Here is a 23,226-nt window from a genome sequence, read left to right on the forward strand (position 1 = left end):
CGTGGGGGTGTGCGTGGGGGTTCGCGTGGGGCTGGGCGTGCGCGAGCGGGCGCCGCTGCAACGCACCGCCACCGCGGGAGCCGCACCCCCGGGGCTCAACCGGCCGCATGGCCACCTCCCGCCCGGGCCGCCCCTGCGGCAATTTCCCGGCTCAGTTGGTACACGGCCATGGCGTACAGGTTGCTGTGGTTGTAGCGGGTGATGGCATAGAAGTTGTCGAAGCCGAGCCAATACTCGGTGTCCTCGCCATCCAGCGCCAGCAGCGCTGCGCGACTGTCTTCGGCGGGCGCAGCGGCCAGCACCGCCGTGTCCGGCACGACCCCCGCCGCTGCCAATTGCGCGAGGGTCAGCTGCGGGCGCGCCGGGCGCTTCTCGACCACGGGCACGTCCGCCGGCGGCCCGGTGCTCAACAGCGCCGGCGCCGCCACCGGCGCGCCGCGCCGCCAGCCGTGCTGAGCCAGATAGTTGCCGACGCTGCCCAGCACGTCCGCGGGGCTGTCCCAGAGATCGCGGCGGCCGTCGTCGTCGAAGTCCACGGCATAGGCGCGGTAGCTGGAGGGGATGAACTGCGGCATACCGACGGCGCCGGCATAGGAGCCCTTGGCCCTGCGCGGGTCCACTTGCTCTTCCCGCGCCAGCAGCAGGAATTCACCGAGCTCTTTGCTGAAGAAGTCCGCCCGCCGCGGATACGCAAAGCCGAGGGTGCTCAGCGCATCCAGCACCCGATGGCTGCCCAGGGTGCCGCCGTAGTTGGTCTCGATGCCGATGATGGCGGTGACGATCGCCGGCGGCACGCCGTAGGCGGCCTCCACCTGCCGCAGCAGGTCGGCGTGCTGGCGCAGGAAGGCCACGCCGCCGTCGATGCGCTCCGGGGTCAGAAACAGGCGCCGGTAATCGCGCCAGGGCTTGGCCTCGTAGGGCCGGTTCATGGCGTCGATGATGTCCTGCTGGTAGCGGGCGTCGGCCATGAGCGCGGCCAGCGCCTCGCGGTCATAGCCGAGGGCATCCGCCTGGTCGGCGACGAAGGCGCGGCTGCCGGCGGCATAGGCGGGCGGGGCGTCGGCTACGGTGTGCGCGGGCGCAGCCGCGGCGACCGTCAGCAACGCGGCAAAGACGCGCGGGAGTGAGAGACGAGCATTGGGTCGGGCACTGGGTCGGGCACTGGAGCGCATGGTCAGTCCTGGGCTTGGGTCTTTGCCGGACTCGGCGGAACGGGCTCACAAACAACTTCCAGTATATGCCAGAAGTCTCTATTGGGCATCATTTTTCGACTAAAAAGCTAGTGCGGCGCTGTGGACGCTCGGAGACCGTTCTTATCCGTGATCGGGGTCGGCGCGGACACCGGCTCGACGGACAGGATTACCGCCAAAGCCCCCATATGGTAGCGTTGACGTTTGACCAATGATCCGACGCGCCAACGCCATGGACCTCGACAGCACCGATGTCGCCAAGATCGCCCACCTCGCGCAGCTCCAGGTGGCGGATACAGACTTGGATGCCTATGCCGCCGATCTGTCCAACATCCTGCACCTGGTGGAGCAGATGAACGCCGTGGATACGGCCGGGGTGGAGCCCATGGCGCACCCACTGCACATGGCGCAGCGGCTGCGTGCGGATGCCGTCACCGAGACGGACCAGCGCGAGGCCTTCCAATCGGTAGCGCCGGCCACCGAGGACGGTCTCTACCTGGTGCCCAAGGTCATCGAATAGGCGCGCTCGCCGGCCACCCGCCCTCGCCGGCGCTGACGCAGCCGTGCAGCGCCCTCGCCCACCGCCCGCCACCACCCAGCACCCATGCACGATCTGTCCATCGCCGCGCTCGCCGCCGGCCTGCGGGAGAAACGCTTCTCTAGCCGCGAGCTCACCGCGCACTTCTTCGAGCGCATCGAGCGCCTGGACCCGGCACTCAACAGCTGCATCACCATCGATCATGACGCCGCGCTGGTGGTCGCGGACGCCGCCGACCGCAGGCTCGCGGCCGGCGACGGCGGCCCGCTCACGGGGATTCCCATCCTGCACAAGGACATCCTCCTGACCAAGGGGCTGCGCACCAGCTGCGGCTCGCGCATGCTGGACAACTTCGTGCCGCCCTTCGATGCCACCGTGGTGGAGCGCCTCGCCGCCGCCGGTACCGTGATGCTCGGCAAGGCGAACATGGACGAATTCGCCATGGGCTCGTCCAACGAGACCAGCTACTACGGCCCCGTGCGCAACCCCTGGGAGACGACGCGGGTGCCGGGCGGCAGCTCCGGCGGCTCCGCGGCGGCGGTGGCGGCGCGCCTCTGTACCGCCGCCACCGGCACGGACACCGGCGGCTCCATCCGCCAGCCGGCGGCGCTGTGCGGCATCACGGGTATCAAGCCCACCTACGGGCGCTGCTCGCGCTACGGCATGATCGCCTTCGCCTCTAGTCTGGACCAAGCCGGCGTGCTGGCGCGCTCGGCGGCGGACGCGGCGCTGCTGCTTCAGGCCATGGCGGGCTTCGATGCGCGGGATTCCACCAGCGCCGAGGCGCCGGTTCCGGACTATGCGGCGACCTTGGAAGATGACATCGCGGGCCTGCGCATCGGCCTACCCAAGGAGTATTTCGGCGAAGGGCTGGATACCGGCGTCGAGACCTCGGTACGCGCGGCCTTGGCGGAGCTGGAAAAGCAGGGCGCCACGCTGGTGGACATCAGCCTGCCGAACGCGCCGCTGTCGGTGCCCGTCTACTATGTGGTGGCGCCGGCGGAATGCTCGTCCAACCTGGCGCGGTTCGACGGCGTGCGCTACGGCCACCGCTGCGAAGCGCCGGCGGACTTGGCGGACCTCTACAAGCGCTCGCGCGCGGAGGGCTTCGGCCCCGAGGTGAAGCGGCGCATCATGATCGGCACCTATGCGCTGTCCGCCGGCTACTACGACGCCTACTATCTGAAAGCGCAGCAGCTGCGCCAGCTCATCGCCGGCGACTTCCGCCGCGCCTTCCAGGACGTCGACGTCATCATGGGGCCGACGACGCCCACCACCGCCTTCGCGCTCGGCGCCAAGACCGACGACCCGGTGGCCATGTACCTGAACGACATCTACACCATCGCCACCAACCTGGCGGGGCTGCCCGGGCTTTCGGTGCCGGTGGCGGCCGTCAACGGCCTGCCGGTGGGGCTGCAGATGATCGGCGATTACTTCGCCGAAGGGCGGCTGCTGAACGTCGCCCACCAGTTGCAGCAGGCCACGGACTGGCATTGGGCGCTGCCGCCGGAATTCGGTTAGCACCAAAAGCGGCTCGCAGTACATCCCGCACTCGGTGGACTTCGCTGTCGCTCGTCCACCCTACAGGTTGGCAGCAGGCGCACTGCCAACGGGAAGCCGCAACGGCAGCTGGCGGCTCAACAGAACAAATCGCTGTGGGTTCCCAACCGGACAAGCCGTAATGTGGTTGCATCCGGCTTTTGATAGATCAACAGCAAATCCGGCTTCAGGTGACATTCTCGGTAGCCTGCCCAGTTACCGACGAGACCATGGTCTCGGTATTGCTCCGAGAGTTGTTGATCGCGCGCGAGACAGCCCGCGACGTACGACAACAAGGCTTCAACATCCTGCCGGTGCCGCGGGGCAGCCTTGGTGCGCTTGAAATCACGCTTAAACGCACTCGCGCGCTCAATCGCCCGCATTCAGATCGTCCATGAGTGCCTCCACGCTATCAAAGCGTGCACCGTTGCCTAAATCCAGCTCAGCCATGGCTTGCCGAGTCTCGGCGTTTGGCACTCTCACATCGAATGGCAACGCTTTATCTCTCGCAACCCTAACCATCAATAATCGGATCGCATCCGACATGGAAAGCCCCATGCCACTCAGGACGGCAGCGGCTTCGGCCTTTACCTCTTTGTCGATCCGTGCGCGAACGACTTCGTCGGCAGGCATTGGGATAACCCTCATAACCAAGTTGTAGCTACATTGTAGCGCAGACAAACCGGGCTGGCAGCACGAAAGCCCCGACGCGAACCTTCTTGGTCATAGTCTTCAAGCGGACCACCGGCAGCATCATTCGGAGGGCGGACCGCTTCTGTCCACGAGCGGCGTCGCCCGCGTGGGTCGGCAGGAAAGCCGGACTCGATGCGGCTCAGGCGTCGGCGTCGGTCCAGGCGCCGGTTTGCTGCTCCAGCCGGCGCACGCGGCAGCGCAGGCGCTCGATCTCGTCGATGAGCTCAAGCGCCAGGGCCGTGCCCGGCAGGTTCAGCTCCAGGTCCCGTTGCAGGCGCACGGCGCGGCGGACCCGTATCACCTCGATGCCGCGGAAGACCCATTGCTCCGGGGCCGCACCCCGCGGATGCAGCATGCCTTCCGCGACCATGGAGCGCACTTGCTCGACGCTGACCCCGCAGACCCGGGTCAGCTCCGCGAGCGCGAGCGCCCGCTGTTCGTCCAAAAGCTCGCCTTCGAGGCCCGCTTGCGGTTCTGTCATGGCTCAGACCCCCAGCTTGGCGCGTGGATTGAAGGACTTGAAGCGCTCGGCGAGGGCTTCGAACGCCGCCCGGGCGGCCTCGTCCGTCGCCGGCGGATTGGCGATCTCCAGCTGGACGTATGCGTCCCCCGGCGTCTTGCCGGGCAGGCCGCGGCCCTTGAGGCGCATGCGCTGGCCGCTCTGGGCGCCGGCCGGAACCTTGAGGCTGACCTTGCCGCCGAGCGTGGGCACCGACACCGTCGCGCCGAGCGCCGCCTCCCAAGGCGCAATGGGCAGGCGCAGATGGATGTCGCGGCCCTCGGCGCGGAAGATGGGGTGCGGCGCGAATTCCACCTCCAGGTACAGGTCTCCGGCCTCGCCGCCGCCGACACCGCCGCCGGCTTGGCCGGCGAGACGGATCTGCTGGCCTTCGGTGACCCCGGCGGGGATGCGCACATTGAGCGTGCGGGTGCGGCTGGCGATGCGGCCTTTGGCGTCGACCTCCGGCACCTCGAGGCTGAGCTGACGGGTGGCGCCGTGGTAGGCGTCTTCCAAAGAGATGCGCACCCGCGCCGTTTGGTCCGCACCGCGGCTGGCGAAGCCGCCGCCGCGACCACCGAAGCCGCCGTCGCCGCCCATACCGCCCCTGCCGCCGAGATCGCCGAAGATGCTGGAGAAGAAATCGCTGAATTGCGCCGCCTCCTCCGGCGACATGCGCTCGGCGTGCTGCCAGCGGCCGCCGCCGGCACCAGCACCAGCACCGGGCGGCGGACGGAACTCGTCGCCCGCGTGCCAGCCGGTGCCCAGGGCGTCGTACTCGGCGCGCTTCTCCGGGTCCTTCAGCACCTCGTTGGCCTCGTTGACCTCCTTAAAGTGCTTCTCGGCGTCCGGCTCTTTGCTGACGTCCGGATGGTACTTGCGCGCGAGCTTGCGGTAGGCGCGCTTGATGTCGTCCTGGCTCGCATCACGGGCGACGCCGAGGATCTTGTAGTAGTCCTTGTATTCCACGGGGACCTCGCACTGGATGGCTCGGGATCTGGGGTATTTGGCGCCGGTGACCCCCTATTCTAAACCCCCACCCCCGGTGGGCTCACAAGCCCGCGGGCGGCGGGCGGGCAGCGGGGCATCCGAGCCGACGGGCCGGTGACGGCTCCGGCACCGCGGCCGCCCGGGCCTCAGCGCACCCGCCCGCGGCCTTCCAGGGGCGTCACGTCGCCGCGCAGGACGTTGTTGCTCAGCACGGCCTCGACGTTCTCGGCGAAATTGCGCACGAACACCGCCCGGCTGCCCTCGTTGCGGAAGAGGTTGCCGCCGACGAAGAGCGTGCCACGGCGGGTGCGGTCGCCTTCGGGCATATAGGAGATGGCCGCACGGTTGGGGGCGCGCTCGCTCTGCTCCAGCAGGTTGTCGCGGACGATGGACTCACCGCCCTCGGACAGATCGATGAGGTAGCTGGAGCCGCCGTCGCCGTCGACGATGCGGTTGCCGACGATGGTGTTCCTGCGGGCGCGGGTCTTCACCTGGTGGCCGGTGACGGCGCCGTGCACATGGCTGCCGCGCAGCTCGAAGCTCGCGATCTTGCCCACGTAGATGTTGTGCCCGAGGCGGCCGTGGCGCTCGTAGTCGACGATGTTGTGATTGAATTCGGAGTCGATGATGGCGAGCTCGCCGCGGCCGTTGTTGTTGGTGAGGATGCCCATCTGGTGGTCATGGAAGTGCACATTGCGCAGCGTGAGCTTGCCGCCCTCGGCACGGATGCCGGCGCCGGCGAAGCCCGGCACCCGGGTGCCGGACATCTCGATGTTCTCCACCACCACGTCGTCGCCCTTGATAACCCAGATGGCCTTGCGCTCCGCCGCCCGCCCTGCGGCACGCAGATGCGGGCGGCCGCCGACGCCGCGCAGCCTGAGCCCGTTCTGGCGCCAGACGGCGACATCGCCGCGGTACTCGCCGGCGGCGATCTCCACGGTGTCGCCGTCCTTGGCGACCTTCGCCGCAGCGCTCGGCACCTTGAGCGCCCGCTCCGGCCCCACCTGCAGCACCCGCGCCCCCGCGGGCGCGGCGAAGCTGCCGACGGCCAGCGCCAGCACCAGCAGCCCGAGCAGCGAGCGCAGAGTCCAGCAAGTCTTGCGATCAGCCCACATCACTCGATGCCTCCCCAAGTAGCCATTCGGCGCCCACGCTCCTCGGCTTTGCCCAACCCACCAGCAGAGCCCGAATCGGTCGGGAGATGCAGCCAGCCCTGTCGTATTTCAGCCTTCAAACTTCACACTTCAAACTTCTTCAAGCCGGCACCGTCCGCTCCCGCGCCCAGGCCCGCAGCTGCGCGATCTGCTCGCCCATGACCACGGCCAGGGGCTGGGTGGCGGCGAGCTCGGCGAGGAGCACCTCGGTGTCCGGGGTGCGGTCCTCGGCGTTGGCGGCATAGATGGCGGAGACCACCACTTGCTCGATGCCGGCGCCGGTGAAGCCGTCGCTGGCGGCGGCGAGACGCCCGTGATCAAAGCCCGTCGGGTCCAGGCCGCGGCGCTTGAGGTGGATGCGGAAGATCTCGGCGCGCACCTCGGCATCCGGCAGGTCCACGAAGAAGATCTCGTCCAGCCGGCCCTTGCGCACCAGCTCCGGCGGCAGCCCGGAGATGTCGTTGGACGTGGCCACCAGGAAGACGGACGTGCTGCGCTCCGCCATCCAGGTCAGCAGCGTGCCCAGGATGCGCTTGGGCGTGCCCTCGTCGCCCTGACCGGCGGAAATGCCCTTTTCGATCTCGTCGCACCAGAGCACGCAGGGCGCCATGACGTCGGCGGTGCGCAGGGCCTCGCGCAGGTTGCGCTCGCTCTCGCCGATGTACTTGTTGTACAGGGCACCGAAGTCCAGGCGCAGCAGCGGCACGCCGAGCCGCCCGGCGACGGCCTTGGCCGCGAGGCTCTTGCCCCCGCCCTGCACCCCGAGCAGCATGATGCCCTTGGGCGGGTCCACGCCCTTGTCGGCGCCGGCGTCCTTGCCGTCGAGGAAGACGTCGCGGCGGCGGTCCACGAAGCGCTTGAGGTTGTCGAGGCCAGCGACGTCGCCGAAGCCTGCGGTCTCGTACTCGAAGGCGACAACGCCGTCGGGACTCAGGAGCTCGTACTTGGCGCGGGTCACGGCGGCGACGTCGGACTCGGTGATGGCGCCGTCGTTGCGAATGGCGCTCTTGATCAGCCTCCGCGCGTCGGACTCCGTGACCCCCAGCAGGTTGCGGGCGAGCTGCTCCACGGCGCTGCGATTGGCGCGGAAGCTGCGGTTGGGGGCCGCGTGCTGCCAGGCCTGGGCCTCCTCGCGGATCAGCGCCAGCAGGCGGTTGCGGTCCGGCAGGCTGAGCTCCGCGCGGGCGGCCAGGTGCTTGAGCTCCGCCGGGGTGGTGAGCGCGTGGCTCACCAGCACCAGCCGCCGTGCGGCGGTGTCGAAGCCGTGGGCGATCTCCTTCAGCAGGCGCACGTGCAGCGGGTGGTCCAGAAAGGGATGAAAGTCCAGCAGCAGGTAGATGCCGGACTGGGTGGTGGCCTTGATGTGCTTGAGCGCCGCCGCGGGCTCGGTGAGCTCGGGCTGGGGGATGTCGTACTCGGCCCGGCGCAGGCCGTCGGTAACCGTCCAGCGGAACACGGGCTCCGACAGCCGCACGCCGAGGCGGGTGAACAGCTCCAGGATGCGCGGCTCCTCGCGCGTTTCGATGAGCAGCAGCGGCGTCTCGGCACGCAGCATCAGCTCAAGGTCATGCAGATCGGACAGCATCGGCGGGCCTGCCTCGGGGGTGCGCGCGACCTCAGGGTGCGCCCGATTGTGCCCGAATCAGGGGCTGCAGGGTGTGAAGAAGTCGTTGTGCATGGCCTCCATGCACTTGCGGCCGGTGCCGGAGAGCGACCCGGGATCATCCAGCGCCAGACGCTCTTCGGTCTCCAAGTGCAGCAGCTGGCGGGCGGCGTCGCAGGCCTGGGTGTCCGCGCAGGAATTGTCGGCGCCGCAGACCCGCAGCACCAGCTCCCGGCAGCGGCTGTCGCCGCCCTGGGCGAGGCTCTCACAAGCCGGGAATTCGGGCTCGGACAGGGCCGCACGGCAGCGCTCTGCAGTCGCCGTCGGCGCCAGGTCAATGTCCGCGCCCGGGCCCTGGGTGATACGGCGCTCGCGGCGCTCGCGCTGGGCCTCGGCGAAGAGACTGCGGGCCTGAAGACAGGCGCCGGCGTTGTCGCAGGCGTCGTCGAAGCCGCAGGTCTTGCGCATCAGCTGCTTGCACCAGTCCTGGGCATGGACGGGCTCGGGTGCGGCGTCGCGGCGCCAGGCGCGGTACATGTCCTGCGTGGGCACGGCCACGCCGTCGCGTACGGTCACCGTGGAGCCGTCCTCCAAGCGGTGCACACCGTCCCAGAGCTGGCGGGTGCGGCCGTTCTGCTGGCGCAGGGCACGGTGGCTGCCCGGCTCCACGACGATCTCGCCGCCGCCTTGCAGCTCACCGCGCCAGGTCTGAGCGTCGGCCTCGGGCACCGCTACCGGCACCAAGCAAAGCAGTGCAAGAGCGGCCGCGGCCAATGTAGACCATGGGAGCCGTTGCTGGGTACGCACACTCATGATTCGAGTCTAGCCCAGGATCGGCACAGTGTCGGCCGCCGGGCACAGTCACGGCCGCGGGCACGGCTAGCGTCGTCGGCGCAGCCGCCGCTGCCGAGCGCCTGCACTCAGCCGCCGCCCTTGCACCTGCGAAGGCACTGCTCCAGGGTCTCGAAGGGCACATTGCCGCGGCAGCCGCCCCAGAGGAAGCGCTTGCAGCTGTCGGTCTTGTAGTCGTAGTAGTAGGCGGGCTTGGCGGCGCGGCAGGGCCCGGGGTCGGGCTCCTCGAGACAGCTCACGTGCAGGCCGTCCGCCGCTGCGCCGCCGTTGTCGGCCCCGCCGCCGCAGCCGGCGAGCAGCAGCGCCATGGCCGATAGGGCCAAGGGCGCGGTAAGCGTACGCAGGATGACAAGAGAGCGCTGGATCATCGCCACCGCCTACCGCTGCTGCGCGGTGAGCGGCGTTTGCGCACCGGCTCCCGCTGCGCGGGACTCACGCACCGCCCGGCCGCTCGGCGCCGTCTGCCACCAGTTGCGGTGTCGGAAGTCGGCGCCGCTGCGGGCCATGGCCCGATAGCGACCCGCGCGCCGGAAGCCCCAGCCCTTGACCCGCGGCCCGTGCAGAAAGAGCGTCCAGGCGGGCCGGCCGCCGCGCAGCACCACGCGATGATAATCCGTACCGCGCAGCAGATTGAGCCGCCAGGGCCGGACATGGCGGCGGCGAAGCGGAGGCTCGGTGATGGGCGTGGCGGTATCGGCATCCTGCGGCGCGTGCGCAAAGCGCAGCTCGTCATAGCCGCCGGTCAGCACCAGGCTGATGGCGCGGCCCCAGGGGTGGTCGTGCAGGCCGCGATCCGGATCGGAATCCACGAACCGGTGCAGGTACGTGTGCCAGCCAAACAGGCCGGCGACGTAGTAGCGCTCCAGATAGGGCTCGCCCTGCTCACCGTCGATGATACGGCAGGGCAGGCGGTCGGTCAGGCGGCACAAGAGCCTTTCGATCAGGGGCACGGCGTTGAAGAATCCTGGTGGTTGCGACAACGCAGAGAGTAACAACGGCCGGGCTCAAATGGCGAGTCCGCCGCCGGCACTAACTTTGCCGTACCAGCCAGACCACCTGGTGCGGCGATAGCGTCAGCCGCGAGTCGAGCCCGGCGCCGTCCGCCTCCCAGCCGCTGATCAGCTCGCGCCAGCGCGCACGCTGCCAATGCCGCTCCAGCCGACTCATGGCGCAGCCGGCTTGGCGGTCGCCGAGATTGGCCAGCATCCACAGGGACTGGCCCGTCTCCGGGTCCTCGCGGCGCAAGCCGAACAGGCCCTTGGGCAGGTCCAGCACAGACTGTGCGGCATCCGGATGAAAGGCGGGCTGGGCCGCGCGCAGGTGCAGGCGGCGCAGGTACTCGGGCAGGACCAGTGCGGCCTGGTGGTCCGAGCCCGCGCCGAGCAGTGCCGCCAATTCGGCCCAGGTCCATTTGTGCCGGTTGATGCTGCGCGCACGGCCGGTCTGCTCGACGGCGGCGAGGTCGTTGTCGGCGCCGAGGAGGCTGTTGAAATAGATGCCGGGTATGCCCTGGAGGCTCATGGCGATGGTCTGTGAGCACAGAAAGCGGCGGATGGAGGCGTCGCGGTCTCCCGGCACGCCGACGGCATCGAAATAGGTGATGTTGAGCTCGTAGGGCGTCGCCGCGCCGTCCGGGCTGCTGCGCCGGCTGACCAGGCCGCCGCGCGCTTCCATGACCGCCACCAGGGCCTCCAGATCCGCCGCCGGCACCAGGCCCTCCAGCGGGCGCAGGCCGATACCGTCGTGGGAGGCGGTGAAGTTGAAGAAGGTACAGCCGGCGGGCGGCGGCGTCAGCTTGGCCGCCCAGTCGGTCAGGCAGCCGGCGTCGCCGGTGTGCAGGGCATGCAGCAGCAGCGGCGGCAGGCTGAACTGATAGACCATGTGCGCCTCGTCGCCGGCACCGAAATAGCTGACGTTCTCGGCATGGGGGACATTGGTCTCGGAGAGCAGCAGCACCCCCGGCGCCAGCATGTCCAGCAGGTCCCGCAAGAGCTTCACCAGCTCGTGGGTCTCGGGCAGGTGGATGCAGGGCGTGCCGATGCGCTTGAACAGATAAGCGACGGCGTCCAGGCGGATGATCTGGGCCCCGTGGTGGACATAGAGCAGCAGGATGTCCAGGTACTCGAAGAGCACGTCCGGGTTGGAGAAGTCCACGTCCAGCTGGTCGTGGCTGAAGGTGGCCCAGAGGTGGCGCTCGCCGGCGGGGGTCTGCACGGCCCGCAGCAGGGGGGTGGTGCGCGGGCGCACGACGCCGGAGAGATCCGTCGCCGGGTCGACTTCGATGAAATAGTGGCGCTCCGGCGCCAGGCCGTTGCAATAAGCGCGGAACCAGTGGCTCTGGCCGGAGACATGGTTGATGACCAGGTCCGCCGCCAGGCGGTAATCGGCGCTCAGGGCCTCGATGTCGGCCCAGGTGCCGAGCGCCGGGTCCACGTCGCGGTAGTCGATGACGGCGAAGCCGTCGTCGGAGCTGGAGGGGAAGAAGGGCAGCAGGTGCAGTGCCGAGACGGCGTCCCCAACCCGTTGCTCCAGGAAGCGCCGCAGGGTGGCCAGCGGCGCCTCGCCGTCGGTGCCGACCATATCGCCATAGGCGATGAGCACGGCATCGCGCTGGTCCCAGCCGCGGCAGCGTGCCTGCGGGGCATGCGGCTCCAGGCAATGACTGCCGACACCATAGCGGCCCACCAGCAGGTCCAGGCGCTGGAGCAGGCGCGGCAGCTGCGCCTCGCCATAGAGTCGCCCGAGACGGCCGTGGATGCGCTCGAACACGGCGCGGTCGACCACGCGCATGGCCCTACTCCGTCATGTTGCGGATGTTGTTGATCATGCTGCGCAGGCTGTCGCGGAGCACGCGGTAGCTGAAGAAACGGCTCGCCACTTGGTAGTTGTGCTCGGTGAGGGCGTGGCGATAGTCGGCGTCGTCGATGATGCGCCGGCATTCCTCCACCACGCTGCTGTCCACCACGCCGTCGATGGTGGGCAGCCTGAAGCCCTTGGGCTCGATGTCGCGCTGGTAGACGGAATAGCGGCCCACCACCAGCGGCTTGCGGAAATAGACGGACTCCAGCAGGGCGTTGCCGAAGCCTTCGTACAGGCTCGGGAAGGTAACGAAGTCCGCATGCGGATACAGATCGCTCAGCACGTAGACCTTCTGCCCTTCCTGGTTCAGCTGGCGGCGGTCGGCCATGCGATCGCCGAAGAACTTGAGGGAAACGCCCTCGTCGCGGGCGAGCTGCTGGAGCTGGCGGCCGTACTCCAGCCCTTCGTCGCCGCTGTCGTGGGAGACCACCAGGTGCGCACGGGTGAGCTTGAGCCGGCGGATGAGATGGATGGCGTTCTCGATGCCCTTGCGCGGCACCACCCGGGTGGGCTGAAGGATGAGCAGGTCGTCGTCCAGCAGTCCCAGGGCCCGGCGCACGTCGGCGGCATAGGCATCGGGCGCCCCCGGCGGATTCTCGAAGTCGAAGACATTGGGCACCAGCATGCTGGGCAGGCCCTTGCGCCAAGCGAGCTCCTCCCGCGCCGCCTGGTTGATGACCACGTGCTGGAGGTGCGGCACCCGCGGCGGAAAGGCCATCTCCAGGTAGTCGTCCACCGCTGAGATCTGAAAGCGCTGGCGCTCCCACATGAAGTCGTGGTGATGGGCGATGGCCGGCATGCCCGTCTCCAGCAGGAACTCCGTAATCGCCACCCCGAGCGGCACGTGCATCGGGATGGTGAGCGCGTTCTCGACAATCAGGATGTCGAGATTGAAGCGGTCCCGGAACTCGTAGAGCGTCGCCTTCAGATATTCCGTGAGCTCACGGATGCGCCGGCTCGCCTCTGCGCAGCGCCGCGTACGCCCCCAGAGCTGGCTGTTGATCCAGGTGTTCTCGGCATGATCGAAGAACGCCTCCGGCACGCACAGGCTGATGGCCGGGTCGCGGTCCAGCACGCCCGCGTACCAGTAGCTCACGTGCCCGCTGAGCCAGAGCACCTCCGCCCACTTGGCGGCCTCCAGAGATACACCGTCGGTGCCGGCGAAGCGGGTGGAGATGAAACCGATGTTTTCGGGTTGCTTCATGGGTGAGACGATCAGAGCTCGGCGGTCGCCGGGATGTGCCGGCAGCAGGGCCCGGCGGCGCCTATAATGCCGCCGTAGCGCATCGGCGGAAACCGGCGGGCGCCGCGCGGCGAGCGCCGGCGGCCAGGGCGCGCTCGGCCCGATTGGCTGCGTCGGGCAAAATGCGCACCGCAGTGCGTTCCGTTACATCCAAAGGGCTAGCAGCTGCCGTGCCGATCAAGCGGCTCGGCGGCCGAGGATTGGCCGGAGCCCCGCTCCCGGGCGTTGCCACCCCCGCCGGGCGCGGGCTTCCAGAGCCGGCCGTGACGCACCGGCCAGCACAGCGAATCGACGGCGAGGCACGCAACCAACGCACCGGCCATGCGCATCTGCATCGTCCATTATCACCTGCAAACCGGCGGCGTCACCCGTGTCATCGAGCACGCCTGCGCGGCTTTGCTCCAGCGCGGGGCGCAGGTGGCAGTGTTGAGCGGCGAGGCCCCGCAAGCGCCGCTGCCCACCGCGGTCCGCACCCGCGTGCTGCCGGGACTCGCCTATGAAGAGCACCGGGCGCCCCAGTCGCCCGAGCAGCTCGCCGCGGGCATGGTGGAGGCGGCGTGCAACGCCCTCGGCGGCGCGCCGGATATCTGGCATGTGCACAATCACAGCCTCGGCAAGAACACGGCGCTGCCGGGGGCACTGCTGCGTCTCGCCCGCGACGGCCGGCGGCTGCTGCTGCAGCCCCACGACTTCGCCGAGGACGGCCGGCCATTGCTCTACGGGCGGCTGCGCCGGCAGCTCGCCGACGGCGATATCCGGCGCTTGTCTGCCTTGCTCTACCCGCTGGCACCGCAGATCCATTACGCGGCCCTCACCCGGCGCGACCGCGACTTTTTGGCGGGCGCCGGCGTGCCGACCGGCCAGCTCCATGCCCTGCCCAACGCCGTGTCCATGGAGACGACGCCCGATTCCGGGTCATCGGCGCGGGGCCATGCACAACAAGGGCGCGGCGACGACCGCCGACTCTGGCTCTATCCCACCCGCGCCATCCGCCGCAAGAACCTCGGCGAGCTCCTGCTCTGGGCCGCGCTGGCCGGGGCGCAGGACCGCTTCGCCGCCACCCAGGCACCTCGGAACCCGCGGGAGCAGCCGGGCTATCGCCGGTGGGTGGCGCTGGCGGCGGAGCTGGGACTGCCCATGACCTTCGAGGCGGGTGCCGGCGGGCGGTCATTCCCCGAGCTGGTGGCCTCCAGCCATGCGCTGGTGACCACCAGCATCGCCGAAGGCTTCGGCCTCGCGTTCCTGGAGCCCTGGCTGCTGGGGCGCCCCCTGGCGGGGCGCGATTTGCCGGAGATCACCGCGGACTTCACCGACGCCGGCGTGCGGCTGCCCGGGCTGTACCAGCAGCTGTCCGTGCCCCTGGACTGGTTGGACCTGCCGCGGCTGCGCAGCGCCTTCGCCACGGTCGCCGCCGAGCGGGCGAGCGCCTACGGCCGACCCGCCGCGGACACCGCCGAGCGCGCCTGGGCGCATGCCGTCACCGACGGGCGCATCGACTTCGGCCGCCTGGACGAAACCGCACAGACACAGATCATCCGGCGCTTGCACGGCAACCCCGCCGCGCGCAGCGAGCTCGGTGGGTCGGCGTTGACCGCGCCCACAGACCCCGCGCTCATCGACGCGAACCGGGCGGTGATCGCGGCGCGCTACTCGGTGCAGGGCTATGGCGAGCGCCTCGCAGCTATCTATGAAGCCATCGCCGACGCACGGCCATCGGCCGCCTTCGCCGCCGCCGACGGTGCGGCACTGCTGGATCGCTTCCTCGCACCGCAGCGCCTGTGGCTGTTGCGGGGCTGAGCATGCCGCAAGCGCAGCCGCCGACCATGACCACAGACGCCGACGCCCAGCTCATCGCCCGGATTCGAGCGCTGACCACGCCGCTGGCCCCGTTGCCGACGGCGGTGAGCCCGCGTGTCGACCCGCTGACCGGCATCCGCGCCGTGCTCTTCGATGTCTACGGCACCCTGGTGATCTCCGGCTGCGGCGATATCGGCCTGACCGCCACCGACGACCTGCCGAAGGCTTTTGCGGAGGCCTGGCGCGCGGCCGAGCTCGACTCCGGCGCCTTGCCGGAAGGCTTCGATGCCGCGACGGCGCTGAAGGACAAGATCCAGGTGGATCACGCCGCAAGCCGGGCTGCGGGGGTGGATTACCCCGAGGTGGACATCGTCGCCACCTGGCAGCGGCTGTTGGCGGATCTGCGCATCAGCGCGGACGACTCACGCCTGCGCCGACTCGCGCTGGAGTACGAGCTGCGCACCAACCCCGTCTGGCCCATGCCGGGGCTGGCGGCGGTGTTGGCGACCCTCGCCGCGCGGGGACTGGTGCTCGGCCTCGTCTCCAACGCGCAGTTCTACACGCCGCTGATGCTGGAGGCCTTCCTCGGCCGGCCACTGGCCGCGGTCGGGCTCGACCCCGATTGCTGCCTGCTCTCTTACCGGCAGGCGGTCGCGAAGCCGTCGACGGCCATCTATCGACCCGCGCTGGATGCCCTCCAGTGCCGCCACGGCATCGCGCCGGGGGCGGTGCTCTACATCGGCAACGACATCCGCAACGACGTGCAGCCGGCGCAGGCGCTCGGTTGCCGCACCGCGCTGTTCGCCGGTGACGCCCGCTCGCTTCGCCTGCGCGAGGACGACCCCGTGCTGCGCCGCGTGGTGGCGGATCGGGTGGTCACCGAGCTTGAGCAGCTGACGGCGCAGCTGCTGCCCGCAGCGCCCGGCTGAGCTCAGCGCGCCGAGGCCGCGGCGCTGCCCTGATTCCAGGTATACACGGCGGTCACCGCATAATTCCAGACGGCGCCGACGATGATGCCGGCGATGGCGGAGATCACCCACCAAACGCCACCGGCCGGCGTCGCGTGGAACAGATAGGTCGCGATGCCGACATTGGCCACCGCCCCCACCGAGCAGGCGAGGGTGAACGACAGCCAGCCCCGCAGTAGGCCCCAGCCGCGCAGCCGGCGGTCGCGATAGGTGAAGAAGTTGTTCAGAAAGAAATTGAAGGTCATGGCCACCAGCGTCGCGGCGGTCTGTCCCGCCACGAAGCTCGCCCCCAGGCCGCGAAACAGCACCCAGAGCACCCCCATGTGCACGAAGACGCCGAGGCCGCCGATGAACGCAAAGGGGATGAAGCGCGTCGGGATGTAGCGCCCGACGGTCTTGTCCAGCAGCATCAGGATGTACTCGGTGGCCACCATGGAGTCCAGCTTGCTGCTGCCGGCGACGCGCACGCCGAAGGTATAGGGCAGCTCCTTGAAGCGCAGCGGCCGCTTGGCGCTGATGAAGATGTCCAGCAGGATCTTGAAGCCGATGCCCGAGAGGTCCCTCACCACTTCGTCGATGAGCTCCCGCCGAAGCATGAAAAACCCGCTCATCGGGTCCTTCAAGTCCGCCTTCAGCACGAGCTGCGACAGCCGGGTAGCCACCCGACTCGCCAGCTGGCGGTCTTCGGACCAGGTGCCGAGACTGCCGCCGGCGACGTGCCGGCTGCCGACGACGAGATCCAGATCCTCCGCCTGCAGAGTGCGCAGCATCTCGGGCAGCAGCCTTGCATCGTGCTGCAGGTCGGCATCCATGACGGCGACATAAGGCGCCGTGGTGGCGAGCATACCTTCGATGCAGGCGCCGGCGAGGCCGCGACGCCCGACACGGTGCACCAGGCGCACGCGGGCGTCCCGTGCCGCCAGCTCGCGCACCAACCCCGCGGTGCCGTCCGGCGAGTCGTCGTCGACGAAGACGACCTCCCAGTGCAGGTCGCCGAGGATGCCCTGCAACCGCTGGATCAGTGGAGCGATATTGTCGCGCTCATTGAAGGTGGGCACGACAACAGACAAAACGGGGCAGGCCGTCATCCAGACCCATCTCCGTCACAGAGCCGCAGTGTCAGATCGGCGTCGCTGCCGGGCGAAAAGTCCAGGCGGCCGGTAAACGCAGTGCCCGCAGCGGCGTCCTCGGTTGTCCAGCGATCGGCATCTGCTGTGCGGATTGCGAGGCGGTCGATGCACCGATCCTCTGGCGCCAGGGCGAGGTGGGTTGCATCGAACAGTCGATAGCGAGCCCCTTGCTGGGTGGCGCTGGTGTGCAGCAGGGCAGCATCGGACGCGATGCCGTCAACATGCCACACCCCTTGCCCTCCGAAGACGAGGCGCTCGGCATCACCGAGTCTGATGACCCCAGCCACGTCCGTCACCTGACCCGACACTGCGAGGGGCTCCCCGGCCTGGAATACGACCGCGGTGCGCAGCCTTGACCGGGACTCGACCATGACACGCAGGTCCGGCGCCGCGGCGGGCCAAGCCGGGCGCGATGCATAGACAATGGGCTCAGAGCGCAGACGCGCATGCGCATCCGCCACGACGAGTGCGCCCGCGGCAGCCCCATTGTCCTGCAAGAAGCGGCCGGCGTCCGCCCCCGGCTCGAAGCCCACGAGGTTCCAACTCACCGCGCGCGCAAGCCCCGACTCTCCGGTGAGGTCATCCCAGACAGCGAGCCAGCGATTCGCCCGCATGGCGATGGTGCGCACGACGTCCACGCCCGACCAATCGGCCATACGCATGCGCGCCACTTGCAAATCTCCGGCGAGGACGAAACGCTCAAGGGGTGCGAAAGCGGGGGCCGCCTGCGACCATCGGGAGTAGACGCCGGTGACTCCGCCAATCCAGGCATCGATGCCACTGCGGGCAACCATGGGCCCGTTCAGACTCAGCCGGTCGATCTTTTTGTCGCGGTGCTTGGCCCGACCCGCCGGCAGCCAGTGGTGGTAACGATCGACGATGCGCTCGGTGACCAGCGGCTCTGTGCCAAAGAATAGAGCAATGAGCGTTCCTGTGGCCGGGTAGCGGTGCCAGCCGCGGTTGCGCTGGCCGAACAGGGCGAAGAGCTCGGGCTCGCCTGCCCCGCGGAGCACGAGCTTGTCGGGCGCCATTGCGCCGGGACGGAAGTTGTAACCCGTGGGGCCCGCAATGGCGATACTGCGTCGCTGTGGGCGCACCGGGGTTACGTTGTCGTCCCAGAGCCACAGCCAGCCAAGCGAGCTCGGCAGCCTGCCGCCGCTGTCGCGCAGTTTCGCCAAACGCTGATCGAGCAGCCAGCGCGCCTCGCCGTCGCGGAGCCCGAAAGCGGCGATGGTGAGCGCATCCAACGGCTGGAAGGGCCCGATGAGCCCATAGTTCAGCGGCACGGGCGCCTGAAGCAGCTGGGCCGTCAACCAGTCGACGGCGAGCTGGGCGCCGGGCGCCTCGGCTGGGTCTAGCGCATCCGTGTAACGCCAGAGGGCATAGGCGTTGGACATCCAGATGTCTTGATACTCCAATGCATCATCGAGATTACGGAAATTGCCCCGCCAGCCGACGGCCTTGCGCCGCAGATAGCTCCCGGCTCGCTCGCGCAGCTCGGCGTCGCCGACGGTGTGCTGAAGCAGCGACAAGGCGCCAACCCCGACCTCCTGGTTGAGATAAGGCCCCTCCGGCAGATTGCGGAACGGGATCGCATAGAGCAGGTCCACCCATTCCACCGTCAGCGAGCGCGCGAGCACTGCATCGAGCCACTCGGCGATGCGCGCCTGCTCCGCCGCCGAGAATAATGCGGGCTGCCCACGGCGCAGCTCCAAGTAAAAGAGTGCGCGCAGCATCGCATGATATTGGCCGAACTTAACGCTGTGCGCGGGTCCTGCAAAGGCCCGCTTCTCGGCTTCAGCGAGCAGCGCCTCACGGAAGCGCTCGGCCCAGTGCTCTTCGCCGGTCAGCAGCGCCAAATTGCCCAGCTGGACGATGGACGGTTGGGACTGAGCCGCCAGCATATCGATGATGTCCGCTTTGCGGACACGCGCCGATGCAGACTCAGCAACCGGTTCCGCTGCCTCGCCAGCGGGCGCGACGAACACCTCATCCCGCGTTGGAACACCTGCGAGACGCGACCGCTTGTCGCCTTCCGCCCACACCATATAGAAGCCCACACCGCCCAGGACCGCTGTGCTAACAACCACGATCATCGCGAGGCGCCCTGGATGCAGCACCGGCCCGGCCGCAGCCACGCTGCGAGAGACCAAAAACCCAAGCACGACCGCAAAGGCGGTGAGCACAGCGAGCAAAAACAGGCTCAGGAGCACGAAGCCCTCGGCAAAAGCAGGCGCAGTGGTCAGGATCCAGGCGCTGCCCAGTACAGATACCACCACCCAGCCGCTGATCAGCGCAACGACGAGCCGCCGCCAGCCGGCCGCTGGCTCATCGCAGCTCCAGATGAAGACACTAGCCACCAGCGCGTGGACACTCGCACCGACCAACGCGCCGATTAACGGCGAATGGCCGCCGATGGCCGCTGCCGCGGCGCCGATGCCGGAGGCTGCGAAGAGCCACAGCGCGCGATGACGCCACTGGCGCGCGCCGCCGGTATTGGCGTCAATCGCTGTCAGCACGATCACGGCATAGGCAAGAGTCAGCCACGCATTGCTCTGCCACACTGCGACACCAAGCTCGCCACGTAACAGAATGAAGATGCCCCAGAGGACCGTCCCCAGAACGACGCCGGATATAAGCCGACTCAGTGCCCCACGCATGGCAGCTACTCCGCGGTGGCGCCGTCCACCGGCACCGCCTTCGGCTTATAGGGCACGCGAATGGTCTGGCCGACGATGGGGATGGGGAGCTCCAGCACTCCGCCTTCTGGTGTCTTGAGCTCCAAATTCTCATACACCAGCAGATCTTGTCCGCGCAGCGGTCCGCGATTGGTCCTGATGGGAATTGTTGCCGCCAATCGGAACCGATCGCTTTGCAGATACTCCCGTAGCAAATCGTGGATCGGCAGCGGCAAGGGGCTTTTCGACTCGACGACGATGAACTGGACGCCGAAGCGATCCATCAGCGCGCCGATGTCTTCTTTGGACTCAAGCCGCTGCTCGACGTCCTGCGCGCGCTCACCGGCGTACATACCCGACGACGACAGCAATTTATCGGCACGCAGCACGAAAAGCTCCCGATCCTCGTCATACTGGCGAACAAAATAGGTGAAATACCCGTTGTTGTAGGCATCCACCATAAGCGTCGGCGATTGAGTCTGGCTCGCGACGAGCCCTGCCGCAATGTCGTATCCCTGTGAAAAGCTCGGCTGCCGCGCATAGCTCAGGGCCACATGGGAGAGCACGACAGCGGTTAGGACCCCGGCTGCGGCGTATTGCACCCGCGCAGCAGACCACCGCTCGCTCAGGTAGAAGAACGGCAGCACCGCGAAGAGCGCGAACGCCGGCAGCCAGTAGATATAGTCGCGATCCCGCGCCTGCCCGAGCAGCAGCCCGAAGAACAAGTAAACCGCGATGACAAGGAGCACGAAATAGCGCACCCGGCCATCGCGCTGCACCAGTGCGAGCAGCGCCCCCAACGCGGCCAGCGCCAGCGTCCAAGGCGGCAGCCCATTGCGTGCCAGCTGCTCAAAGGCCAAGGGCCACCGCTGCGCGATGATCCCGGGCCGCTCGGCACTGTCTGCGCGCGCGCCGGGCTCACCCCCGTCCGCCTGCTCCCTGTCTGCCTGTTGCTGAGGCGACGCCGATACCGCTTCACCCGTGGCCGATCCCCCGCTCCCAGGCACCGACTGCGCAGCGGGCTCGGTAGGCACCAGTTTCGCGATGCGCCCAATGGACTGGGCGATGTTCTGATCACCGAGCCACAAGGTGACCACCAACAGCGGCACTAATAGCACGAGTGCCAGACCGGCGGCGATATAGGTCTGCATCTGCCGAAGCATCCACAGAAGCCGCCCGGCAAAGATCGCCTCCAAGAGGAGCCAGAGCACCGCAAACACGGCCACCTGCTTGGTCCAGCAAGCGAGACCGAAAGCAACCGCGGTGCCGTAGAGATACAGGTGGTTGCTGGAGCGCAGATACCGACGGAAGAGCCAGCCCGACAAGAGCACCATGGCCAGCGTCGGCAGCTCCGTCATCGTATACCAGCCCCATTTCGCGACAGCGGGCAGGGATATCAGCAGTGCGGCGCTCCAGAACGCCGTCGCCACCCCGAAACGCTCCCGCACCAAGTCGAAGAAAGCCACGACCGCTATCAACGCGAAGAACAGTAGCGCAAGACGGCTGCTGGCTTGACTGATACCGAACACGGCGTTGAAGAATGCCTCTACGGTTGGGAAGAAGACAGGCTTGTAGCCAATGCTCAGACCCGGGTACTGGGCGTAGTAGCTGGCCGTGAAATCATACACGCGGCTCGGCGGCCATAGCGGCAACTCGCGCATGAAATCGAGCATGAAGACGCCGTCCAGCAGCAAGCGGTCCGCGTCGGGATAGGCCAACGCCGTGCTCCCGACCTGCCGCAGCACCATCAATGCGGTCAAACCGCACAGGATGGCCAGAGCGGCAGGGGCCGAGGACAGTAAACGAGGTCGATTCATTGTTGTCACCACAGCAAAACAGAAAGTCTCAGCAGCCAGTCTTGCCCACGCGCTAAACCCAGAGCAGCGGCAGAGCTAAGCGGCCCAGCGCCCGAGCCGCCGGTCATCGCCCATCAGCCGAGACACTGCGGGGACTTAGGGTCTGCGTAAGCGCCCACTCGTCACGCTGCGCCGCCGCGCCGGCAGGCAGCGCTCTGCCGCCGACGCGCGTTGCGACGTTACAGTCGGTGGTACCAGTCCTTGCCGAGGGCGATCGCTTCCTTGATGGTGGGCAACGCCTTCATGCGCGCCGGCGCCGCCACCGGCTTCGGAGCTCGCCCCGCTGTTCTCGCCGACGGAGAGCTTTGCATCACGGCCGCCAGCCCGGAAGACAATGCCGGCTGCAAATGGGGCGGCGTCATCGCTCCGCCTTGTTTCTTTTCCGGCGCGGTCACCGGCAGCTCTTGCTTGAGAACCACCGTCATGCCCACAACGATCGCAACCAGGGCATAATAGAAATTGAAATAGGCCAAGCCTAGAAACGCCCCGCTCACTGCATAGCCAATGAGGGCCACTTGCATCATCCTTGCGAGCATGTTCATCCACTGCAAATCCGCTATACGGCGCGTCCTGCGGATAATGCGACCGCAGGCCAGCAGGCTGAAAATGCCGATCAGCAGGAACAACGTCAAGCCAATGAATCCATGCTCCGCCATGGTTTCGAAGTAGATGCTGTGGGCGTCGGTTCGGCGGCCGCCCACTTCCGGAAGATACATAAGATAGGTCGCGGGCTTGAAGGTCTCGAAGCCGCCCCCGAAAGGCCGATTCAGGGCCAGGTTGAACGCCATCTCCCACGCCTTGATTCGGCCCATTGCAGAGCCATCCTCTTCGTAGGTGGCAATGGTCCCCATGCGTTCATGCCAATCCGGAGGCATAAATGTGAATACTACAGTGCCCAGGACGGCCGCCAGAATGAAAAAGCCGAATTTGTTCTTGCTTTTCCAAACCAAATACAGGCCCATTGCGGTGACGCCAACGAATGCCCCGCGCGACTGTGTGCCGAAGATTGCAAAGACGCAGAGTACGATACCGATCAACAGGCCTAGCTTGACGAGTCGGTAGGGTACGATGCTGCGTAAAAAGAAAAGCAGCGGAATGGTCATGATCAGCGCGAGGCCGACCTCGTTGTTGCCCCCGATAAAGCTGCCCGGCGGACCCCAAACGCGAAAGTTACCACCCTTCAGAATCGTAAACAGGCCGCCTTTGAATCCGTAATAGCCGATAGACAGTGCAGCGACGGTCGTCAGAGCGATGATCCGCTCCTTGGAATTCAGCACCAAGATGGCCACGAAAGTGGTGAGCATGATCTTCCAGACCTTATCCCATTGCCACCAAGCCAGGTTCGGATAGAGGCTAAAGACCGTGGTTACCAGCATCCAAACCCAGAACAGCCCGAGCGTGACGGTAATCGGCGTCACGGGCAGTTGTTTCGGCTCATTGCGGGCGATGAGCAAGCTACTCAGCATCGCCAGCGCAATGATCTGCGCAAAGGGCTGGTTGGTCAGGGTCCAGCTGATACGATGGGGATTCATCAACGCCAGCCAGTACCAGACCAGCACGCCGATGAAGGGCTTCATGTAAATGAAGGGGATCGATCCGTAGATCGTCACCAGCAGAAAGATGTCGCGCAGTCCCAT

Annotated in this window: 20 protein-coding genes; 4 read left to right on the top strand and 16 right to left on the bottom strand. The window is 67.7% G+C overall.

Going from position 1 to position 23,226, the window contains the following annotated elements:
* Nucleotides 1-95: 95 nt before the first annotated feature.
* Nucleotides 96-1,103 carry a lytic murein transglycosylase B gene (gene mltB, locus CKO31_RS10200; RefSeq protein ID WP_242475281.1) on the bottom strand — a complete coding sequence of 336 codons (1,008 nt, stop codon included), beginning with the start codon at nt 1,101-1,103 and terminating at the stop codon, nt 96-98.
* 319 nt (nt 1,104-1,422) lie between these two features.
* Between mltB and gatC the strand changes: the two genes are divergently transcribed.
* Both gatC and gatA read left to right on the top strand, forming a co-directional pair.
* Nucleotides 1,423-1,710, top strand: a complete 288-nt coding sequence (gene gatC, locus CKO31_RS10205) for an Asp-tRNA(Asn)/Glu-tRNA(Gln) amidotransferase subunit GatC (protein ID WP_200236835.1) — start codon at nt 1,423-1,425, stop codon at nt 1,708-1,710.
* 84 nt (nt 1,711-1,794) lie between these two features.
* Nucleotides 1,795-3,249, top strand: coding sequence for an Asp-tRNA(Asn)/Glu-tRNA(Gln) amidotransferase subunit GatA (gene gatA, locus CKO31_RS10210; protein WP_200236675.1), 1,455 nt, complete (start codon nt 1,795-1,797; stop codon nt 3,247-3,249).
* A gap of 116 nt (nt 3,250-3,365) precedes the next feature.
* On the opposite strand, the gene CKO31_RS10215 is transcribed toward gatA, so the two are convergent.
* The 11 genes from CKO31_RS10215 to CKO31_RS10265 all read right to left on the bottom strand — a co-directional run bounded on the left by CKO31_RS10215 (nt 3,366) and on the right by CKO31_RS10265 (nt 13,121).
* Entirely contained in the window at nt 3,366-3,650 is a 285-nt protein-coding gene (locus CKO31_RS10215; protein ID WP_200236678.1) for a type II toxin-antitoxin system YafQ family toxin, read from the bottom strand.
* Nucleotides 3,637-3,900 carry a type II toxin-antitoxin system RelB/DinJ family antitoxin gene (locus CKO31_RS10220; RefSeq protein ID WP_200236679.1) on the bottom strand — a complete coding sequence of 88 codons (264 nt, stop codon included), beginning with the start codon at nt 3,898-3,900 and terminating at the stop codon, nt 3,637-3,639. The genes CKO31_RS10215 and CKO31_RS10220 overlap by 14 nt, the downstream gene beginning before the upstream one ends.
* 199 nt (nt 3,901-4,099) lie before the next feature.
* Nucleotides 4,100-4,441, bottom strand: a complete 342-nt coding sequence (locus CKO31_RS10225) for a chaperone modulator CbpM (protein ID WP_200236682.1) — start codon at nt 4,439-4,441, stop codon at nt 4,100-4,102.
* A 3-nt stretch (nt 4,442-4,444) separates the two neighbouring features.
* On the bottom strand, nt 4,445-5,428 hold the full coding sequence (locus CKO31_RS10230; RefSeq protein ID WP_200236695.1) for a DnaJ C-terminal domain-containing protein: 984 nt from the start codon (nt 5,426-5,428) through the stop codon (nt 4,445-4,447).
* A 167-nt stretch (nt 5,429-5,595) separates the two neighbouring features.
* Nucleotides 5,596-6,564, bottom strand: a complete 969-nt coding sequence (locus CKO31_RS10235) for a right-handed parallel beta-helix repeat-containing protein (RefSeq protein ID WP_200236697.1) — start codon at nt 6,562-6,564, stop codon at nt 5,596-5,598.
* Nucleotides 6,565-6,703: 139 nt separating this feature from the next.
* Entirely contained in the window at nt 6,704-8,188 is a 1,485-nt protein-coding gene (locus CKO31_RS10240) for a Ycf46 family AAA ATPase (protein ID WP_200236699.1), read from the bottom strand.
* Between the two features lie 57 nt (nt 8,189-8,245).
* Nucleotides 8,246-8,935 carry a hypothetical protein gene (locus CKO31_RS10245; RefSeq protein WP_200236701.1) on the bottom strand — a complete coding sequence of 230 codons (690 nt, stop codon included), beginning with the start codon at nt 8,933-8,935 and terminating at the stop codon, nt 8,246-8,248.
* A 191-nt stretch (nt 8,936-9,126) separates the two neighbouring features.
* Nucleotides 9,127-9,426, bottom strand: a complete 300-nt coding sequence (locus CKO31_RS10250) for a BPTI/Kunitz domain-containing protein (protein WP_242475282.1) — start codon at nt 9,424-9,426, stop codon at nt 9,127-9,129.
* Between the two features lie 9 nt (nt 9,427-9,435).
* A complete protein-coding gene (locus tag CKO31_RS10255; RefSeq protein ID WP_200236703.1) occupies nt 9,436-10,008 on the bottom strand; it encodes a hypothetical protein in 573 nt (190 codons plus the stop codon).
* Between the two features lie 79 nt (nt 10,009-10,087).
* The gene (locus CKO31_RS10260) at nt 10,088-11,848 is read right to left on the bottom strand and encodes a sugar phosphorylase (RefSeq protein ID WP_200236704.1); all 1,761 of its coding nucleotides are present in this window, start codon (nt 11,846-11,848) and stop codon (nt 10,088-10,090) included.
* A gap of 4 nt (nt 11,849-11,852) precedes the next feature.
* Nucleotides 11,853-13,121, bottom strand: a complete 1,269-nt coding sequence (locus CKO31_RS10265) for a glycosyltransferase family 4 protein (protein ID WP_200236707.1) — start codon at nt 13,119-13,121, stop codon at nt 11,853-11,855.
* 360 nt (nt 13,122-13,481) lie between these two features.
* Here CKO31_RS10265 and CKO31_RS10270 point away from each other — a divergent pair, with 360 nt between their 5' ends.
* Entirely contained in the window at nt 13,482-14,957 is a 1,476-nt protein-coding gene (locus CKO31_RS10270; RefSeq protein ID WP_200236710.1) for a glycosyltransferase, read from the top strand.
* A gap of 26 nt (nt 14,958-14,983) precedes the next feature.
* On the top strand, nt 14,984-15,886 hold the full coding sequence (locus CKO31_RS10275) for an HAD family hydrolase (protein ID WP_200236713.1): 903 nt from the start codon (nt 14,984-14,986) through the stop codon (nt 15,884-15,886).
* Between the two features lie 2 nt (nt 15,887-15,888).
* Here the strand turns inward: CKO31_RS10275 and CKO31_RS10280 are convergent, their stop codons facing one another.
* The 4 genes from CKO31_RS10280 to CKO31_RS10295 all read right to left on the bottom strand — a co-directional run bounded on the left by CKO31_RS10280 (nt 15,889) and on the right by CKO31_RS10295 (nt 23,226).
* The gene (locus tag CKO31_RS10280; protein WP_200236716.1) at nt 15,889-17,013 is read right to left on the bottom strand and encodes a glycosyltransferase; all 1,125 of its coding nucleotides are present in this window, start codon (nt 17,011-17,013) and stop codon (nt 15,889-15,891) included.
* Complete coding sequence (locus CKO31_RS10285; RefSeq protein ID WP_200236719.1) at nt 17,010-19,574, bottom strand: hypothetical protein; 2,565 nt, start codon at nt 19,572-19,574, stop codon at nt 17,010-17,012. The genes CKO31_RS10280 and CKO31_RS10285 overlap by 4 nt, the downstream gene beginning before the upstream one ends.
* Before the next feature lie 146 nt (nt 19,575-19,720).
* Entirely contained in the window at nt 19,721-21,550 is a 1,830-nt protein-coding gene (locus CKO31_RS10290) for an ArnT family glycosyltransferase (protein WP_200236721.1), read from the bottom strand.
* Nucleotides 21,551-21,768: 218 nt separating this feature from the next.
* Nucleotides 21,769-23,226, bottom strand: a complete 1,458-nt coding sequence (locus CKO31_RS10295) for a putative O-glycosylation ligase, exosortase A system-associated (protein WP_200236723.1) — start codon at nt 23,224-23,226, stop codon at nt 21,769-21,771.

The sequence above is a fragment of the Thiohalocapsa halophila genome (assembly GCF_016583825.1).
GTDB lineage: Bacteria > Pseudomonadota > Gammaproteobacteria > Chromatiales > Chromatiaceae > Thiohalocapsa > Thiohalocapsa halophila.

Coding starts and splice junctions, on each gene's coding strand:
- CKO31_RS10295 (WP_200236723.1), bottom strand. CDS start 23,226: ATGGGACTGCGCGACATCTTTCTGCTGGTGACGATCTACGGATCGATC.
- CKO31_RS10265 (WP_200236707.1), bottom strand. CDS start 13,121: ATGAAGCAACCCGAAAACATCGGTTTCATCTCCACCCGCTTCGCCGGC.
- CKO31_RS10280 (WP_200236716.1), bottom strand. CDS start 17,013: ATGACGGCCTGCCCCGTTTTGTCTGTTGTCGTGCCCACCTTCAATGAG.
- CKO31_RS10235 (WP_200236697.1), bottom strand. CDS start 6,564: ATGTGGGCTGATCGCAAGACTTGCTGGACTCTGCGCTCGCTGCTCGGG.
- CKO31_RS10225 (WP_200236682.1), bottom strand. CDS start 4,441: ATGACAGAACCGCAAGCGGGCCTCGAAGGCGAGCTTTTGGACGAACAG.
- CKO31_RS10215 (WP_200236678.1), bottom strand. CDS start 3,650: ATGCGGGCGATTGAGCGCGCGAGTGCGTTTAAGCGTGATTTCAAGCGC.
- CKO31_RS10270 (WP_200236710.1), top strand. CDS start 13,482: ATGCGCATCTGCATCGTCCATTATCACCTGCAAACCGGCGGCGTCACC.
- gatC (WP_200236835.1), top strand. CDS start 1,423: ATGGACCTCGACAGCACCGATGTCGCCAAGATCGCCCACCTCGCGCAG.
- gatA (WP_200236675.1), top strand. CDS start 1,795: ATGCACGATCTGTCCATCGCCGCGCTCGCCGCCGGCCTGCGGGAGAAA.
- CKO31_RS10220 (WP_200236679.1), bottom strand. CDS start 3,900: ATGCCTGCCGACGAAGTCGTTCGCGCACGGATCGACAAAGAGGTAAAG.
- CKO31_RS10250 (WP_242475282.1), bottom strand. CDS start 9,426: ATGATCCAGCGCTCTCTTGTCATCCTGCGTACGCTTACCGCGCCCTTG.
- CKO31_RS10275 (WP_200236713.1), top strand. CDS start 14,984: ATGACCACAGACGCCGACGCCCAGCTCATCGCCCGGATTCGAGCGCTG.
- CKO31_RS10290 (WP_200236721.1), bottom strand. CDS start 21,550: ATGAATCGACCTCGTTTACTGTCCTCGGCCCCTGCCGCTCTGGCCATC.
- CKO31_RS10240 (WP_200236699.1), bottom strand. CDS start 8,188: ATGCTGTCCGATCTGCATGACCTTGAGCTGATGCTGCGTGCCGAGACG.
- CKO31_RS10260 (WP_200236704.1), bottom strand. CDS start 11,848: ATGCGCGTGGTCGACCGCGCCGTGTTCGAGCGCATCCACGGCCGTCTC.